The sequence below is a fragment of the Pseudomonas sp. LBUM1660 genome, assembly GCF_059695935.1.
Genome location: NZ_CP166795.1, coordinates 3993283 through 4010905, shown reverse-complemented (window position 1 = coordinate 4010905; position 17623 = coordinate 3993283). Strand labels below are relative to the sequence as shown.

The window sequence follows — 17623 nt, the reverse complement described above, 5'->3', positions numbered from 1 at the left end:
TTCTCGTTCTATAAAAGAAGCAGATCTGGATCAGACTTCGTCGGGGCTGCGCAGGTTGGTGACTGCGATTCGCTGTTCGCGGCGCTGTTCCTTTTGCGAAGGCATCTCGGCGCGGTACACGCCTTGATCACCGACGACCCAGGAAAGCGGACGACGCTCCTGTCCAATCGACTCTTGCAAGAGCATCAAGCCTTGCAGAAAAGCTTCAGGGCGGGGCGGGCAGCCAGGCACGTAGACGTCCACGGGCAGGAACTTGTCCACCCCTTGAACGACAGAGTAGATGTCGTACATGCCACCGGAGTTGGCGCACGAACCCATGGAGATAACCCATTTAGGTTCGAGCATTTGCTCGTAGAGACGCTGAATGATCGGCGCCATCTTGATGAAGCAGGTACCGGCGATAACCATGAAATCCGCCTGGCGCGGCGATGCCCGGATAACCTCGGCGCCAAAGCGCGCGATGTCGTGGGGCGCCGTGAAGGCGGTGGTCATTTCCACGTAGCAGCACGAAAGACCGAAGTTATACGGCCACAGGGAGTTCTTGCGCCCCCAGTTGACTGTGCCGTTAAGCACGTCTTCGAGCTTGCCCATGAAGATGTTTTTGTGGACTTGATCTTCTAACGGATCGGAAACGGTTTCCCGTTCGCCAATCGGATACTGCTCGTTAGGAGCATCGGGGTCGATCCTGGTGAGATTGTATTGCATTGCCAAAGCCTCATTGTTTCAGCTTCGCCTGCCGCTTGCGACGAGCTTCCGGAGCCCAGTCAAGGGCGCCCACTCGGAACAGGTAGACAAGACCTGCCAACAGAATTGCTATGAAAACGAGAGCTTCGACGAATCCGGTCCAGCCGCTTTCGCGGACGGACACAGACCAGGCAAAGAGAAAGAGGGCTTCGATATCGAAGATCACGAAGAGCATCGCGACCAGATAGAATTTGGCTGAGAGCCGCAAGCGGGCGCCACCTGTAGGTAGCATGCCGGATTCGAACGGTTCGTTTTTGCTGCGGCCCCAGGCTTTTGACCCGAGGAGGCTGGAGACGCCGAGCATGAAGGCGCAAAGGCCGACGACGCCCAGAAGGAAAATGGCAAAGCCCCAGTTGTGGGCCATGAGTCCTGTCGCTTCGGGCATGCTGGTAATCCTTAACAGAGAGCAAAGGTCTCTGAGCTTGAAAAGAAACAAAGCAGTGACGATATGTCGCAGCAATCAATCGCGGTGATTTTATGGCACAACACCGTGCAAGTAAAATTCCTATAGCGAAATTATTTATAGGAATAAGGACATAGCGCACCTCCAAAGCCCCGCAGCCCATGCATTGCGGGCATTAGCCGGGTTTTCATCAATATTGTTTTGTCGGTGATGTAACGAACAAAGTTTCGGCTAAATGATAATCAATATTGTTTGGCTTGGTTTTTAAACTGTTTAACAGGTAGGTGAGTGGGAAGTTGTCTTATATAGCTGTTACTGCAAGTAGCGGCGATGCGCGTTTTACCTCGGTTTTTTGCTTGCGGTACCGCTCTGGATCAATGTTTTTGAGTGCGCAGCCCGCCCCGTAGGAGCGAGGCTTGCCCGCGAAGAACGATGGCGCGGTAGGCCTGCGATACCGAGGCGTATTCTTCGCGGGCAAGCCTGGCTCCTACGGGTGAGGATGAAATCCTTGGCAAAAAAAACGCCCCGAACCAGTCGGGGCGTCAGATGTGCGGCGTTGCGGTTAGCTTTCTATCTGGTCCGCAACGGCCGTTAGCTCAGGCGAAGCAGATCAGTGGAACTGTTCTTCTTCAGTCGAACCGGTCAGCGCGGTCACCGAAGACGAGCCACCTTGAATCACGGTGGTCATGTCGTCGAAGTAGCCGGTGCCCACTTCCTGCTGGTGAGCCACGAAGGTGTAACCCTTGGAAGCGTCAGCGAACTCTTGCTCTTGCAGCTTCACGTAGGCAGTCATGTCGTTGCGGGCGTAGTCATGCGCCAGGTTGAACATGCTGTGCCACATGTTGTGAATGCCGGCCAGGGTGATGAACTGGTGCTTGTAACCCATGGCGGACAGTTCGCGCTGGAACTTGGCGATGGTCGCGTCGTCCAGGTTTTTCTTCCAGTTGAAGGAAGGCGAGCAGTTGTACGACAGCAGTTGGTCCGGGTATTCCTTTTTGATCGCTTCAGCGAAGCGACGAGCCTCGTCCAGATCCGGCTTGGCGGTTTCGCACCAGATCAGGTCGGCATACGGAGCGTAAGCCAGGCCGCGAGCGATCGCCTGGTCCAGGCCGGCGCGCACTTTGTAGAAACCTTCCTGGGTACGTTCGCCAGTTACGAACGGCTGGTCGTATGGGTCGCAATCGGAAGTCAGCAGGTCAGCCGCGTTAGCGTCGGTACGAGCCAAAATGATGGTCGGTGTGCCGGCAACGTCAGCTGCCAGGCGGGCAGCGGTCAGCTTCTGTACCGCTTCCTGGGTAGGAACCAGTACCTTGCCGCCCATGTGGCCGCATTTTTTCACGGAAGCCAGTTGGTCTTCGAAGTGAACGCCGGCGGCGCCTGCTTCGATCATGCTCTTCATCAGCTCGTAAGCGTTCAGAACGCCGCCAAAACCGGCTTCAGCGTCAGCCACGATCGGTGCGAAGTAGTCGATGTAACCTTCGTCGCCCGGGCCTTTGCCGGCTTTCCACTGGATCTGGTCAGCCCGGCGGAACGAGTTGTTGATGCGCTTGACCACGGTTGGAACCGAATCCACCGGGTACAGCGACTGGTCCGGGTACATCGATTCGGCGGAGTTGTTGTCCGCAGCAACCTGCCAGCCCGACAGGTAGATCGCCTGGATACCGGCTTTGACTTGTTGTACAGCCTGGCCGCCGGTCAGGGCGCCCATGCAGTTGACGAAATCTTTATCAGGACGGAAGGATGGCTTGGCGCCCTGGGTCACCAGGTTCCACAGCTTCTCGGCGCCGAGTTTTGCAAAGGTGTGCTCAGGTTGAACCGAACCACGCAGGCGGACGACGTCAGCAGCGGAGTAAGCGCGTGTCACGCCTTTCCAGCGTGGGTTTTCAGCCCAATCTTTCTCGAGGGCTGCAATTTGCTGTTCGCGTGTCAGTGCCATGGGGATAAACCTCGTCGCGTCTTTATGAAAAGTCGTTCTTGGGTGAAAAATTCATGCGCTCGCTGACCAGAAGCTTGGGTGGTCAAGTCGGATTCGGCGGGGATGGCGACGGGATGAACGATGGGCTCGAGGGGAAGTGAGCAGGTAAGGGCGAACTGGCGAGCGCATTCGGGCGTCGTGGGCCTTGGTACGAACTTCAGTGTGGAGCCGGGTTACCTAATTACGCTTCCGTCCCTCGGGACAACTTCGTTCCAGTCGGCAACCTCGTCAAACACACCTTGTGGGCGGTACAGACACGAAGCGGCTCGCGGGGTATATGCGAGCGGCGCCTCGAAGGCCCTTGCCAGGGCCCCTGATTAGCGGGAGCGAGGCCATCATGCCCTTGCTTTTTTCGATCGTCAAACGTTTTGTAGTGCTTTTTTTCAAGCACTACATCTTTGGTCTAATACGACTAATCAGTCAGTTTTCGGTGGTTTAGTCCAAAGTATCGACTTTCACCCGCAGGGTCATGTCATCCCGGCCTTGAGTCGAGTAGCTGCGGGTCAGGCCCTGTTTGTCGGCTTGAGTCTGGCGGTTCACGCCGGCCAGGGTGATCCACTCGCCCAGGCGTCCCGTGACAGTTGTGTCGGTACTTTGCACATTCACTACATCGGGGCGTTCCTGGCTCAAACGGTCACGGTTTGTGGTGATCGCCAGGTGAACGATGTCGCCGGTGACGCTGGCGGTGACGTAGAAGCCCTGGGTGACGTTGCGGTACTCGGTCTGGCTGCGCAGATCACCGTAGGAATCAGTCTGAGTGCTGGTGAGCGGTACGCTCTGGCCGACCTGAATCAGCGCCGGTGTACCTTCACTGGCTTGAATCTGCTGGATGCCGCCATCGCGGCTGTCGGTGCTGCGATTGATGATGCGTGTCTGGCTCGGCTTGGCGCCGTTGACCGAGTAACCCTGGTCGCCCTGGAAGTTGTTTTCGTTGGTGTCGACGGTGATCAGCAGGCGCTTGGCGGCAACGTCGAGTTGTGCAACAAGAGCCTTAAGTTCGTCGATCTTGCGCTGTTCGGCATTGACGATCAGCTGGTTGCCGTAGGCGCTGACCTGGCCGTCCTTGCCAATGAAATCTTGCGCCATGGGGAGCATATCGGCACTGGTGCGGTAGTTCAGGGGTACGATCTCGGTGGCTGCCATGACTGAAAAACTGCACGTCAGCAGCAGCGTGGTGAGCAGGGTGCGTAGGGACATATCCGTTATCTCCGACATCTTGAAGTGTTGATATTGCCAGTTTGTCGGCCCGGCGTGGGGCAAGTTGAATCGTAGACAGCAAAACGCCCCGGCATCCGGGGATGGCGGGGCGTTTTGTGTGTTCTTTAGGCCGCCTCCGCGGGCAAGCCTCGCAACAACAGGTTCAGCATAAATCCTGTAGGAGCGAGGCTTGCCCGCGAAGGGTGCGACTCGGTCTCAAGCCGAGTGCCGCACCATGTCCACATGCGGAATCCCGGCTTCCAGGAATTCCTCACTGACCAGGCTAAAGCCCAGGCGCTCATAGAACGCCGTGGCCTGGACCTGTGCGCTCAGCATCTGCTGCTTCAGCCCGCACTTCTCGGCTTCACCGATCACTGCTTGCATCAGCGCATCACCTACTTTCAAGCCTCGCCAGTCTTTCAGCACCGAGACCCGGCCAACATGCCCATCGGGCAGCAGGCGGGCGGTGCCAATCGGAAAGTCGCCTTCGAAGGCCAGGAAATGCACCGCCGTTGCGTCATCGGCATCCCATTCCAACTCAGGTGGAACGGATTGCTCGGCAATGAACACCGTCTCACGAATGCGCCGGATCTCGGCGTTGTCCTTTTGCCAGTCTGCGACACGAACGTGGATTTTATTCATCAGCAAACCCCAGGCTGCCCTGCTTGACCAGCTCGCACAGCAGGCCGCGGCCGTCTTCGTCGCTCAGCCAGTCACCGAGGTTGTCGGTGTGCAGGGCGTCGGCGGCGCAGATCAATTTCAGCAGCTCCCGCAGTTTGCCCGGCAGGTAACGACTCTGGCCGCTGGCGAACAGCAGCAGGTCATCATCGACTTCAGACCAGGCCATGCGCGCGCTCGGGTTGCGGATCAGCACAGCGCCTTGTTCGAGGCTGGCGAGGAAGTCTTCTTCTTCGACTTCTTCCGGGCCGACCACCAGTTCCGGGTAGCGCGGCTCGGTCATGTACTGGCCGAACCAGGTCAGCAGCAGGCGCTCATCACTCATGTGCTCGGCCAGCAACGCTTTCAGGCGATCGAGGGCGTCGTGCTGAATCTGGTGTGGATCGACCGCCGGCACGGCGTCGGCATCGGTGTAGCGCTCTTCATCGGTCAGGAACTGGCTGAGGAAGTCGGTGAAGTGAGTCAGCACTTCAGAGGCGCTCGGGGCGCGGAAGCCGACCGAGTAGGTCATGCAGTCATCAACCGCAACGCCACAATGGGCCAGGCGCGGCGGCAGGTAGAGCATGTCGCCTGGTTCCAGAACCCACTCATCGGTGGCTTCGAAGTCGGCGAGGATGCGCAGGTCCGCGTGTGGCAGTAGCTTGCTCTCGGAGTCGCACATCTGGCCGATCTTCCAGTTGCGCTTGCCGTGACCTTGCAGCAGGAACACATCGTAGTTATCGAAGTGCGGACCGACGCTGCCACCCGGGGCGGCGAAGCTGATCATCACGTCGTCGACGCGCCAGCTCGGCAGGAAGCGGAATTGCTCCAGCAACTCGCCGACTTCCGGCACGAACTGGTCGACCGCTTGAACCAGCAGAGTCCACTCGGTTTCCGGCAACTTGCTGAACTCGTCTTCGGCGAACGGGCCGCGGCGCATTTCCCAAGGACGCTCGCCGTGCTCGATCACCAGGCGCGATTCAACTTCTTCTTCCAGCGCCAGGCCGGCCAGTTCGTCTGGATCGATCGGGCTTTCGAAATCAGGGATCGCCTGGCGGATCAGCAGCGGCTTTTTCTGCCAGTAGTCACGCAGGAATTCGCGCGCCGTGATGCCGCCCAGAAGTTGAAGAGGAATGTCAGGATTCATGTGTAACCTATTGAAAAAAAGCACTTTTCAGACGGGAATAAAAACGCCCGGCGCTGCCGGGCGTCTCAAACGGGTAAAACGGTCGATCAGATGCGTTTGGCTTGCGCCACAGCGTTACCGATGTAGTTCGCCGGGGTGAGCAATTTCAGCTCGGCCTTGGCGGCGGCTGGCATGTCCAGGCCGTCGATGAAAGTTTGCAGTGCTTCAGGGCTGATGCCCTTGCCACGGGTCAACTCTTTCAGTTTTTCGTACGGGTTTTCGATGTTGTAGCGACGCATCACGGTCTGGATCGGCTCGGCCAATACTTCCCAGCACGCGTCCAGGTCAGCAGCGATCTTCTGAGCATTGAGCTCCAGTTTGCTGATGCCTTTGAGGCTGGCTTCGTACGCGATCACGCTGTGGGCGAAGCCGACACCGAGGTTGCGCAGGACGGTGGAGTCGGTCAGGTCGCGCTGCCAGCGGGAGATCGGCAGTTTGCTCGCCAGGTGCTGGAACAATGCGTTGGCGATGCCCAGGTTGCCTTCGGAGTTTTCGAAGTCGATCGGGTTGACCTTGTGCGGCATGGTCGACGAACCGATTTCGCCAGCGATGGTGCGCTGTTTGAAATAACCCAGGGAGATGTAGCCCCAGATGTCGCGGTCGAAGTCGATCAGGATGGTGTTGAAGCGCGCGATCGCGTCGAACAGCTCGGCGATGTAGTCGTGCGGTTCGATCTGCGTGGTGTACGGGTTGAAGCCCAGGCCCAGCTCGTCTTCGATGAAGGCGCGGGCGTTTTCTTCCCAGTCGATTTCCGGGTAGGCAGAGATGTGAGCGTTGTAGTTGCCGACAGCCCCGTTGATCTTGCCCAGCAGCGGAACGGCTGCGACTTGAGCGATCTGACGCTCCAGACGGTAAACCACGTTCGCCAGTTCTTTGCCCAAGGTGGTCGGCGAGGCCGGTTGACCGTGAGTGCGCGACAGCATCGGCACGTCGGCGAAACGGATGGCCAGTTCGCGGATGGCGTCGCAGGTCTGGCGCATCAGCGGCAGCATCACGTCATCACGGCCTTCGCGCAGCATCAGGGCGTGGGACAGGTTGTTGATGTCCTCGCTGGTGCAGGCAAAGTGGATGAATTCGCTGACAGCGGCCAGTTCCGGCAGCTTGGCCGCTTGCTCTTTGAGCAGGTATTCGATGGCTTTGACGTCGTGGTTGGTGGTGCGCTCGATCTCTTTGACACGCTCGGCGTGCTCCAGAGCGAAGTTTTCCGCCAGGGTGTTCAGCACCGCGTTGGCTTCGGCGGAGAACGCCGGCACTTCGCTGATGCCTGGGTGAGCGGCCAGGCGCTGGAGCCAGCGCACTTCAACCAGAACGCGAGCACGGATCAGGCCGTACTCGCTGAAAATTGGGCGCAGGGCCTGGGTTTTGCCGGCGTAGCGGCCGTCAACAGGGGAAACCGCAGTGAGCGAAGAAAGCTGCATGGGGTGTTCTCGGACAGTCGGGCAACGAAATGGGGCGCGTATCATACATGAAAAATTCCGCCGGTCCGCTGCCAACTGACCGGCGTATTACGCGTTACAGATCTAAAGCGGTGTTGCGGGCGCGGTTCAGCTGCTGCGCATCAGCGGGTAAAGCTCTTTGAGCAACTTGCGACGGCTGATCACCAACTGCCAGCGATGACCGCCCAACTGCCGCCACAGGCGCGCCGAACGAATCCCGGCCAGCAACAGGGCGCGGATTTTCGAGGCGTTGCTCGGTTGCTGCAGATTGCGCATGTCGCCGTGGACCTGAATCCGTTGGCGCAAGGTGCTCAGGGTGTCCTGGTACAACGCACCGCAGGCCGCAATCACGTTTTCGTGTGCCGGGCCGAAGTGTTCGACCTGGGATTGAATCTGCGGCAAACGCTTGCCGATTACATCGAGCATGTCGTTGCGCTTGGCTAGCTGACGCTCCAGGCCCAGCATGGCCAGGGCGTAGCGCAGCGGTTCGCGCTGCAGGGTGCTCGGGTCGCGTTCCAGAGCGCCGATCAATGCGCGATAGCCTTCGCGCAGATTGAGGTCGTCGCCGCCGTACACTTCCAAGGTGTCCTTGGGGTCGCGGATCAGCAGGCTGCCGAGCATACAGGTCAGGCCGGCTTCGGTGGTCTGGCCGGTCTTGGCAATCTTGTCGACGAGGACGGCGGCGAGAAACACGCCGCCCAGCGCCGTCAGTTGCTCCTGAGTGGGGTTCATGCCTTGCTGCTCCATGGCTCTGCGACTTCAATCACGCCGCCGCCCAGGCAGATTTCACCGTCATAGAACACCACGGACTGGCCCGGGGTGACCGCGCGCTGCGGGTCATCGAAGGTTGCGCGATAACCGGTGGCGGTTTTTTCCAGCGTGCAGGGTTGATCGCTCTGGCGATAACGAACCTTGGCGGTCAACTTGCGCGGCTCGGTCAGATCGATCGGGTTGACCCAGTAGATGTCCGAGGCGAGCAGGGCGCGGGAGAACAGGTACGGATGGTCATTGCCCTGGCCGACGATCAGTTCGTTGTGTTCAAGGTCCTTGATCAGTACGTACCACGGCTCGTCACCGGCGTCTTTCAAGCCGCCGATGCCCAGACCCTGACGCTGGCCGATGGTGTGGTACATCAAGCCGTGGTGACGGCCGATGACTTCACCTTCGGTGGTCTTGATCTCGCCCGGTTGGGCTGGCAGGTACTGCTTGAGGAAGTCGCTGAAGCGGCGTTCGCCGATAAAGCAGATCCCGGTGGAATCCTTTTTCTTCGCGGTGGCGAGTTCGTGTTTCTCGGCAATCGCGCGCACCTCGGGCTTTTCCAGTTCGCCGACCGGGAACAGGGTCTTGGCGATCTGTTCACCGCCGACGGCGTGCAGGAAGTAACTCTGGTCCTTGTTCGGGTCCAGGCCCTTGAGCAACTCGGTGCGGCCATCGATGTCGCGGCGGCGCACGTAGTGACCGGTGGCGATCAGGTCGGCGCCGAGCACCATGGCGTAGTCAAGGAACGCCTTGAACTTGATCTCGCGGTTGCAGAGGATGTCCGGGTTCGGCGTGCGACCGGCCTTGTATTCGGCCAGGAAGTGCTCGAACACGTTGTCCCAGTACTCGGCGGCGAAGTTGGCGGTGTGCAGCTTGATGCCAATCTTGTCGCACACGGCTTGAGCGTCCGCCAGGTCGTCCATGGCGGTGCAATACTCCGTTCCATCGTCTTCTTCCCAGTTCTTCATGAACAGGCCTTCCACCTCATAACCCTGCTCGATCAGCAGGAGAGCGGAAACGGAAGAGTCCACGCCGCCGGACATGCCGACAATAACGCGCTTCTTTTGTGTGTCAGACGGGGCTGGATCACGCATAGGGATTCAATGAGTGTCTTGAAAAAGGACGCGATTCTAACAGGCCGAAGCCCGCAAGGCTAAAGAGAAGGGCGGATCAGTTCGAGACCGAAGTGTTTACCGTCCAGATAATCATCGATACAGCGGATGATCAACTCACTGCGCCAGTTTGCGCGTTGTGCCAGCAATTCGTCACGCGTCAGCCATTTCGCGCCGACGATGCCGTCATCCAGCTGATAATCAGGGTGATGCTTGAGCGGTTTTGCGGTGAAGCAGACCCGTTGATAGGTCACGCCGTTGCTGGGGGCGGTGTAGAGGTAAATGCCCACCACGCCGGTAGGTTCGACGTCCCAGCCGGTTTCTTCCAGGGTTTCGCGCACGGCGGCTTCGATCAGGGTTTCGTCCGGGTCGAGATGGCCGGCGGGCTGGTTGAGCACCGTTCGTCCGTGCTTGGTTTCTTCGACCATCAGGAAGCGGCCGTTGTCTTCGACGATGGTGGCGACGGTGATGTGGGGTTTCCAATCCATAAGACTTCCTTGAATTTTGAATAGTGAAGCACGGACCCTGTGGGAGCGGGCTTGCTCGCGAATGCGGTGGGTCAGTCAATAAAGATGTTGAATGATAAACCGCATTCGCGAGCAAGCCCGCTCCCACATTGGTCCAGTGTTCACATTGGAACTGTGTAAAAGTCAGAAACAGAAACCCCGGCACTGGGCCGGGGCTTCTTTACATCCTTACAACCTTAAACCAGCGCAGCGATCGCGGCGTTGAAGGTGTTGCTCGGGCGCATGGCCTTGCTGATCAGCTCGGCATTGGCGTGGTAGTAACCGCCGATGTCTACTGGCTTGCCCTGAACGGCGTTGAGTTCGGCAACGATGGTTGCTTCGTTCTCGGCCAGGGTTTTGGCCAGTTCGCCGAACTGCGCTTGCAGTGCAGCGTCTTCGGTCTGGGCAGCCAGGGCTTGAGCCCAGTACAGCGCCAGGTAGAAGTGGCTTCCGCGGTTGTCGATGTTGCCGACTTTACGCGATGGCGACTTGTTGTTGTCCAGGAACTGGCCGGTAGCCTGATCCAGGGTCTTGGCCAGTACCAGCGCCTTAGGGTTGTTGTACGTCACGCCCAGGTGCTCGAGGGAAGCGGCCAGGGCCAGGAACTCGCCCAGGGAGTCCCAGCGCAGGAAGTTTTCTTCCAGCAGCTGCTGAACGTGCTTCGGTGCCGAACCGCCGGCGCCGGTTTCGAACAGACCGCCGCCATTCATCAGCGGAACGATCGACAGCATCTTGGCGCTGGTGCCCAGTTCCATGATCGGGAACAGGTCGGTCAGGTAGTCGCGCAATACGTTGCCGGTCACCGAGATGGTGTCCTTGCCTTCGCGAGTGCGCTGCAGGGTGAACTTCATCGCGTCGACGGGTGCCATGATCTGGATGTCCAGGCCGGACGTGTCGTGATCCTTCAGGTAAGCCTGAACTTTCTCGATCACTACGCCGTCGTGGGCGCGCATCGGGTCCAGCCAGAAAATCGCTGGCGTGGCGCTTGCGCGAGCGCGGTTGACGGCGAGTTTGACCCAGTCCTGGATCGGCGCGTCTTTGGTCTGGCACATGCGGAAGATGTCGCCGGCTTCAACCGACTGTTCCAGCAGGGTGCGGCCAGCGCCGTCGGAAACCCGAACCACGCCGTTGGCCTTGATCTGGAAAGTCTTGTCGTGCGAGCCGTACTCTTCGGCTTTTTTCGCCATCAGGCCAACGTTTGGCACGCTGCCCATGGTGGTCGGATCGAAAGCGCCGTTTACCTTGCAGTCTTCGATGACCGCCTGGTAGATGGTGGCGTAGCAGCGATCCGGGATCACCGCCTTGGTGTCGTGCAGCTGGCCGTCAGTGCCCCACATCTTGCCGGAGTCACGGATCATCGCCGGCATCGAGGCGTCGACGATCACGTCGCTCGGCACGTGCAGGTTGGTGATGCCTTTGTCGGAGTTGACCATGGCCAACGACGGACGAGCGGCGTAGACCGCCTGGATGTCTGCTTCGATCTGCGCTTGCTGCTCAGCCGGCAGGGCCTTGATGCGAGCGTACAGGTCGCCGATGCCGTTGTTCAGGTTGAAGCCGATCTGTGCCAGCACGTCAGCGTGCTTGGCCAGTGCGTCTTTATAGAATTCGGCAACGATCTGGCCGAACATGATCGGGTCGGAGACCTTCATCATGGTGGCTTTCAGGTGAACCGACAGCAGCACGCCTTTTTGCTTGGCGTCTTCGATCTCGGCCTCGATGAAGCTGCGCAGGGCGTTTTTGCTCAGTACCGCACAATCGAGGATCTCACCGGATTGCACGGTGGTTTTTTCTTTCAGGACGGTGGTGGTGCCGTCTTGAGCGATCAGTTCGATTTTGACGGCGTCAGCGGCGTCGATCAGGGCAGCTTTTTCGCTGCCGTAGAAATCGCCGGTGCTCATGTGCGCGACGTGGGACTTGGAGTCCGCAGCCCAGGCGCCCATTTTGTGTGGGTGCTTGCGTGCATAGTTCTTGACCGACAGCGGTGCACGACGATCGGAGTTGCCTTCGCGCAGCACCGGGTTCACGGCGCTGCCCTTGATCTTGTCGTAACGCGACTTGGCGAGCTTGTCGGCGTCGGTGGTCACGGTTTCCGGGTAGTCCGGCAGGGCGAAGCCCTGGGCTTGCAGCTCTTTGATCGCGGCTTGCAGTTGCGGAACCGAGGCGCTGATGTTCGGCAGCTTGATGATGTTGGCTTCAGGCGTAACTGCCAGGTCGCCCAGTTCGGCGAGGTGGTCGGCTACGGCTTTATCACCCAATTGCTCGGGGAAGCTGGCCAGGATGCGCCCTGCAAGAGAGATATCGCGGGTTTCCACGGCGATATCAGCCGAAGCGGTGAACGCTTCTACGATAGGCAACAGTGAATAGGTGGCGAGGGCGGGAGCTTCGTCGGTGAAGGTATAGATGATCTTCGAGCGGGTGGGCATATTCGGATTAACTCTCTCTTCTTTGCTAAAGCGTGCGCAGAAACTCGAGGGGCGCCGGGTAAGCGCGTTCGTTCAAAGTCATCCATGAGCCGAATGTCGAGGTTTCTTTGCGGTGATGTTGGGTGCATCGGTCGAGCGTCAAGCGGGTGGACTGCGGTAACAATCCGGCTTTTTCGGGCCCAAAGCCTTGTAGTAGAAAGGTTGGCCGTCGTGACTCTGTGGTCAGCGGGCGGCATTATACATAGGTAGCTGGCAATCTGCCGATGGTTCATATGCAACGATTCTCGTCCATTGGTCTAAAGGTCGCAGGGGCGAGTGGGGCGTAGAGTCTTGCACCGTGCTTGAGTTTGGCGCTTTTCCCTTTGCTTTCAGACTTGTACGTCGCGAACTGTGCAGCTTTGCGGCAGATGGATGGAACATAGGGTTTGCGTGCCGATTTAACTGGGGTACGCTCGAACGAAGCCAGATGTTCAATCCAAACAATGGAGTTCAGCATGGGATACAAGAAGATTCAGGTTCCAGCAGTCGGCGACAAAATCACCGTCAACGCGGACCATTCTCTCAATGTTCCTAACAACCCGATCATCCCCTTCATCGAAGGCGATGGTATTGGCGTTGATATCAGCCCGGTCATGATCAAGGTTGTCGATGCTGCTGTTAAGAAGGCTTACGGCGGCGAGCGCAAAATTTCCTGGATGGAAGTCTACGCCGGGGAAAAAGCGACTCAGGTTTACGACCAGGACACCTGGCTGCCTCAGGAAACCCTGGACGCGGTCAAGGATTACGTGGTTTCCATCAAGGGCCCTCTGACGACTCCGGTCGGCGGCGGCATCCGTTCCCTGAACGTGGCCCTGCGTCAGCAACTCGACCTTTATGTGTGCCTGCGCCCGGTGCGCTGGTTCGAAGGCGTGCCTAGCCCGGTCAAGAAGCCAGGCGACGTCGACATGACGATTTTCCGTGAGAACTCGGAAGACATCTACGCCGGTATCGAATGGAAAGCCGGTTCGCCGGAAGCGACCAAGGTCATCAAGTTCCTCAAAGATGAAATGGGCGTCACCAAGATTCGTTTTGACGAAAACTGCGGTATCGGCATCAAGCCAGTCTCGCTGCAAGGCACCAAGCGTCTGGCGCGCAAGGCGTTGCAGTATGTGGTCGACAACGACCGCGACTCGCTGACCATCGTGCACAAAGGCAACATCATGAAGTTCACCGAAGGTGCCTTCAAGGAATGGGCCTACGAAGTGGCCGCTGAAGAATTCGGCGCGACCCTGCTCGACGGCGGTCCGTGGATGCAGTTCAAGAACCCGAAAACCGGCAAGAACGTCATCGTCAAGGACGCCATCGCCGACGCCATGCTTCAGCAGATCCTGCTGCGCCCGGCCGAGTACGATGTGATCGCGACCCTGAACCTGAACGGTGACTATCTCTCTGACGCTCTGGCGGCGGAAGTGGGTGGTATCGGCATTGCGCCTGGTGCCAACCTGTCCGACACCATCGCGATGTTCGAAGCGACCCACGGTACTGCGCCGAAGTACGCAGGCAAGGACCAGGTCAACCCGGGTTCGCTGATCCTGTCCGCCGAGATGATGCTGCGCCACATGGGCTGGACCGAAGCGGCCGATCTGATCATCAAGGGCACCAACGGCGCGATTTCCGCCAAGACCGTGACCTATGACTTCCACCGTCTGATGGAAGGCGCGAAGCTGCTGTCTTCTTCTGCGTTCGGTGATGCGCTGATCTCGCACATGTAAGCGAGTTCACGCACGACAAAAACCGCCCGATTCAAGTGATTGAGTCGGGCGGTTTTTTTATGACTGGATGACGTGTACCGGTTTAAGCCGTAACGGTCTGCTGCGCGGCGGGCGCGGGGACTGCCTGAGCGTCCTCGGGTGTGCCGATGTTGATGGCATGCAGACCCTTGGGTCCCTGGATGATGTCAAAGACGACCGCTTGGCCGGCTTTCAGGGTTCTATAACCGTCCATCTGGATGGCCGAATAATGGGCGAAGAGGTCTTCGCTATCACCTTCCTTGTTGATGAATCCATAACCCTTGGCATTGTTGAACCATTTGACCTTACCTTTTACAGTGCCTTTGTCTGGCACTGTGTCCTTGACGCCTGACATACCCATATCCCTCTGCAACAGACTCCATCACTGGAGTATCATCCAGTACATCCGCAGTCGAATCTCGAAATAAGATTGACTCCGCGGACCTTTTTTACCCACTGTGGGCTCTATTGGTTGTAACACCGTTTTGCCGATAGTCAAGGTGACCGGGCGGTCGGAGTTGAAATCGTCCATAACCGCCCCCACCACTGTATTTGAACAACTGACGAACCTTTCTTTCCATGCATGCAATCAGCCAGATTCGACTAACATTCAATCAGGATCGCCCGGCTCTCCAAAAAGATCACCCGGGGGAACACGACGACGATTCCGCAGGCATTGCTGTTCAGGAGGCCAAGCCTGCTTTACAGGCGCCGCCGATGTACAAGGTGGTTTTGTTCAATGATGACTACACACCGATGGATTTCGTCGTCGAAGTGCTCGAGGTGTTTTTTAACCTGAATCGGGAGCTGGCGACCAAGGTCATGCTGGCCGTCCACACAGAAGGACGGGCAGTATGTGGAGTGTTTACCCGCGACATCGCCGAGACTAAGGCCATGCAGGTCAACCAGTACGCCAGGGAAAGCCAGCATCCGCTACTCTGTGAAATCGAGAAGGACGGTTAATCGCCGACCACTTGGGTATGAGGTGAAGCTATGTTAAACCGCGAGCTCGAAGTCACCCTCAATCTTGCCTTCAAGGAGGCTAGATCGAAGCGTCATGAATTCATGACCGTCGAACACCTCCTGCTGGCCCTATTGGACAATGAGGCTGCCGCCACCGTTTTGCGTGCCTGCGGCGCAAACCTCGACAAACTCAAGCACGATCTGCAGGAGTTCATCGACTCCACCACGCCGTTGATCCCCGTCCATGACGAGGATCGCGAGACCCAACCAACCTTGGGCTTCCAGCGTGTTCTGCAGCGTGCTGTCTTTCACGTACAGAGCTCGGGCAAACGCGAAGTGACTGGCGCGAACGTGCTGGTCGCCATCTTCAGTGAGCAAGAGAGTCAGGCAGTGTTCCTGCTGAAACAGCAGAGCGTTGCGCGCATCGATGTCGTCAACTACATCGCCCATGGCATTTCCAAAGTGCCGGGGCATGGCGATCACTCTGAAGGTGAGCAAGATATGCAGGACGACGAGGGCGGTGAGTCTTCTTCTTCAGGCAATCCTCTGGATGCTTATGCCAGTAACCTCAACGAGCTCGCGCGCCAGGGTCGTATCGATCCGTTGGTAGGCCGTGAGCTGGAAGTCGAGCGTGTCGCGCAGATCCTGGCGCGTCGTCGCAAAAACAATCCGCTGCTGGTGGGCGAGGCGGGCGTGGGTAAAACCGCGATTGCCGAAGGCCTGGCCAAACGCATTGTCGACAACCAGGTGCCGGACTTGCTGGCCAACAGCGTGGTCTATTCCCTCGATCTGGGGGCCTTGCTGGCCGGGACCAAATACCGTGGCGATTTCGAGAAACGCTTCAAGGCGTTGCTCAATGAGCTGAAAAAACGTCCGCAGGCGATCCTGTTCATCGACGAGATCCACACCATCATCGGTGCGGGTGCGGCATCCGGTGGCGTCATGGATGCGTCGAACCTGCTCAAGCCGCTGCTGTCGTCGGGCGATATCCGTTGCATCGGATCGACCACGTTCCAGGAATTCCGCGGGATCTTCGAGAAGGACCGTGCCCTGGCGCGCCGCTTCCAGAAGGTCGATGTGTCGGAGCCGTCGGTGGAAGACACCATCAGCATCCTTCGTGGCCTGAAAGGGCGTTTCGAAACGCACCACGGCATCGAATACAGCGATGAAGCGTTGCGTGCGGCCGCTGAGCTGGCCTCGCGCTATATCAATGACCGGCACATGCCGGACAAGGCCATCGACGTCATCGACGAAGCGGGTGCCTACCAGCGCCTGCAGCCAATCGAGAAGCGCGTAAAACGCATCGAGGTGCCTCAGGTCGAGGACATCGTGGCGAAAATCGCGCGGATTCCGCCTAAGCACGTCAACAGTTCTGATCGAGAATTGCTGCGTAACCTTGAGCGTGACCTGAAGTTGACGGTATTTGGTCAGGATGCTGCCATCGACTCGTTGTCGACGGCGATCAAACTGTCCCGTGCCGGCCTCAAGTCGCCTGACAAGCCAGTCGGTTCGTTTCTGTTCGCAGGGCCGACCGGTGTCGGCAAAACCGAAGCGGCGCGTCAGCTGGCCAAGGCGTTGGGCATCGAGCTTGTTCGTTTCGACATGTCCGAGTACATGGAGCGCCACACCGTCTCGCGTCTGATCGGTGCGCCTCCAGGCTATGTCGGGTTTGATCAGGGCGGTCTGCTGACCGAGGCCATCACCAAGCAGCCTCACTGCGTGCTGTTGCTCGATGAGATCGAGAAGGCGCATCCGGAAGTCTTCAACCTGCTGCTGCAGGTCATGGACCACGGTACGCTGACCGATAACAACGGGCGCAAGGCGGACTTCCGTAACGTGATTGTCATCATGACGACCAACGCCGGTGCCGAAACAGCGGCGCGTGCTTCGATCGGTTTCACCCATCAGGACCACTCGTCCGATGCGATGGAAGTGATCAAGAAGAGCTTCACGCCGGAGTTCCGCAACCGTCTGGACACCATTATCCAGTTTGGTCGCCTCAGTCATGAGGTCATCAAAAGCGTGGTGGACAAGTTCCTTACCGAGCTTCAGGCGCAGCTGGAAGACAAGCGCGTGCAGCTGGAAGTGACCGATGCTGCGCGAAGCTGGCTGGCAGCAGGTGGCTACGACTCGGCAATGGGGGCTCGACCAATGGCGCGTTTGATCCAGGACAAGATCAAGCGTCCGCTGGCGGAAGAGATCCTCTTTGGCGAACTGGCCGACCATGGTGGCGTGGTTCACATCGACCTCAAGGACGGCGAGCTGACCTTCGAGTTCGAAACCACGGCTGAAATGGCCTGACGGCTGTAAAGCGAAAAGGCGCCTTCGGGCGCCTTTTTGTTGTCTATTAGATTTGGTGTATATCCGTTGCTGCGGTAACGGCTGCTTAGGGTTTCGCCCTTACGGCGACTCACTTTTTTTACAAACGCCTAAAAAAAGTAAGCAAAAAAAACGCTCGCCCCAAGCGTCCAGCCCCTCGCTTAGGCTCGGCGT

15 protein-coding genes are annotated in these 17623 nt (G+C 58.4%); 3 read left to right on the top strand and 12 right to left on the bottom strand.

Annotation, left to right across the window (positions count from 1 at the left end; genetic code table 11):
- Positions 1–30: 30 nt before the first annotated feature.
- From ACA068_RS18815 to ACA068_RS18765, 11 genes are all read right to left on the bottom strand, one after another.
- On the bottom strand, positions 31–705 hold the full coding sequence (locus ACA068_RS18815; RefSeq protein ID WP_010458867.1) for a NuoB/complex I 20 kDa subunit family protein: 675 nt from the start codon (positions 703–705) through the stop codon (positions 31–33).
- A 10-nt stretch (positions 706–715) separates the two neighbouring features.
- Positions 716–1129: an NADH-quinone oxidoreductase subunit A gene (locus ACA068_RS18810; protein WP_003223812.1), complete on the bottom strand. Its 414-nt coding sequence runs from the start codon at positions 1127–1129 to the stop codon at positions 716–718.
- Positions 1130–1757: 628 nt separating this feature from the next.
- A complete protein-coding gene (gene aceA, locus ACA068_RS18805) occupies positions 1758–3083 on the bottom strand; it encodes an isocitrate lyase (protein ID WP_033057066.1) in 1326 nt (441 codons plus the stop codon).
- A gap of 474 nt (positions 3084–3557) precedes the next feature.
- Complete coding sequence (locus tag ACA068_RS18800; RefSeq protein WP_497303891.1) at positions 3558–4319, bottom strand: secretin N-terminal domain-containing protein; 762 nt, start codon at positions 4317–4319, stop codon at positions 3558–3560.
- Positions 4320–4535: 216 nt separating this feature from the next.
- Positions 4536–4961, bottom strand: coding sequence for a GNAT family N-acetyltransferase (locus ACA068_RS18795; RefSeq protein WP_253429201.1), 426 nt, complete (start codon positions 4959–4961; stop codon positions 4536–4538).
- Positions 4954–6123, bottom strand: a complete 1170-nt coding sequence (locus tag ACA068_RS18790) for a ribosomal protein uL16 3-hydroxylase (RefSeq protein ID WP_497303889.1) — start codon at positions 6121–6123, stop codon at positions 4954–4956. The genes ACA068_RS18795 and ACA068_RS18790 overlap by 8 nt, the downstream gene beginning before the upstream one ends.
- Before the next feature lie 86 nt (positions 6124–6209).
- Complete coding sequence (purB, locus tag ACA068_RS18785; RefSeq protein WP_497303888.1) at positions 6210–7580, bottom strand: adenylosuccinate lyase; 1371 nt, start codon at positions 7578–7580, stop codon at positions 6210–6212.
- A 126-nt stretch (positions 7581–7706) separates the two neighbouring features.
- Positions 7707–8330 carry a high frequency lysogenization protein HflD gene (gene hflD / locus ACA068_RS18780; RefSeq protein ID WP_497294729.1) on the bottom strand — a complete coding sequence of 208 codons (624 nt, stop codon included), beginning with the start codon at positions 8328–8330 and terminating at the stop codon, positions 7707–7709.
- Positions 8327–9451 (bottom strand): tRNA 2-thiouridine(34) synthase MnmA, encoded by a 1125-nt coding sequence (gene mnmA / locus ACA068_RS18775; RefSeq protein ID WP_010458889.1) that lies wholly within the window; start codon positions 9449–9451, stop codon positions 8327–8329. The genes hflD and mnmA overlap by 4 nt, the downstream gene beginning before the upstream one ends.
- Positions 9452–9510: 59 nt before the next feature.
- Positions 9511–9957, bottom strand: a complete 447-nt coding sequence (locus tag ACA068_RS18770) for an NUDIX hydrolase (RefSeq protein WP_497303886.1) — start codon at positions 9955–9957, stop codon at positions 9511–9513.
- A gap of 215 nt (positions 9958–10172) precedes the next feature.
- Positions 10173–12398, bottom strand: coding sequence for an NADP-dependent isocitrate dehydrogenase (locus tag ACA068_RS18765; protein ID WP_497303884.1), 2226 nt, complete (start codon positions 12396–12398; stop codon positions 10173–10175).
- Positions 12399–12892: 494 nt separating this feature from the next.
- Between ACA068_RS18765 and icd the strand changes: the two genes are divergently transcribed.
- Positions 12893–14149, top strand: coding sequence for an NADP-dependent isocitrate dehydrogenase (gene icd / locus ACA068_RS18760; protein ID WP_010458895.1), 1257 nt, complete (start codon positions 12893–12895; stop codon positions 14147–14149).
- Between the two features lie 82 nt (positions 14150–14231).
- On the opposite strand, the gene cspD is transcribed toward icd, so the two are convergent.
- Positions 14232–14522: a cold shock domain-containing protein CspD gene (gene cspD, locus ACA068_RS18755; protein WP_497303882.1), complete on the bottom strand. Its 291-nt coding sequence runs from the start codon at positions 14520–14522 to the stop codon at positions 14232–14234.
- A 224-nt stretch (positions 14523–14746) separates the two neighbouring features.
- Here cspD and clpS point away from each other — a divergent pair, with 224 nt between their 5' ends.
- Positions 14747–15130: an ATP-dependent Clp protease adapter ClpS gene (gene clpS / locus ACA068_RS18750; protein ID WP_497303880.1), complete on the top strand. Its 384-nt coding sequence runs from the start codon at positions 14747–14749 to the stop codon at positions 15128–15130.
- Between the two features lie 30 nt (positions 15131–15160).
- Entirely contained in the window at positions 15161–17431 is a 2271-nt protein-coding gene (gene clpA / locus ACA068_RS18745) for an ATP-dependent Clp protease ATP-binding subunit ClpA (protein ID WP_201197127.1), read from the top strand.
- The last annotated feature ends 192 nt before the right edge of the window (positions 17432–17623 follow it).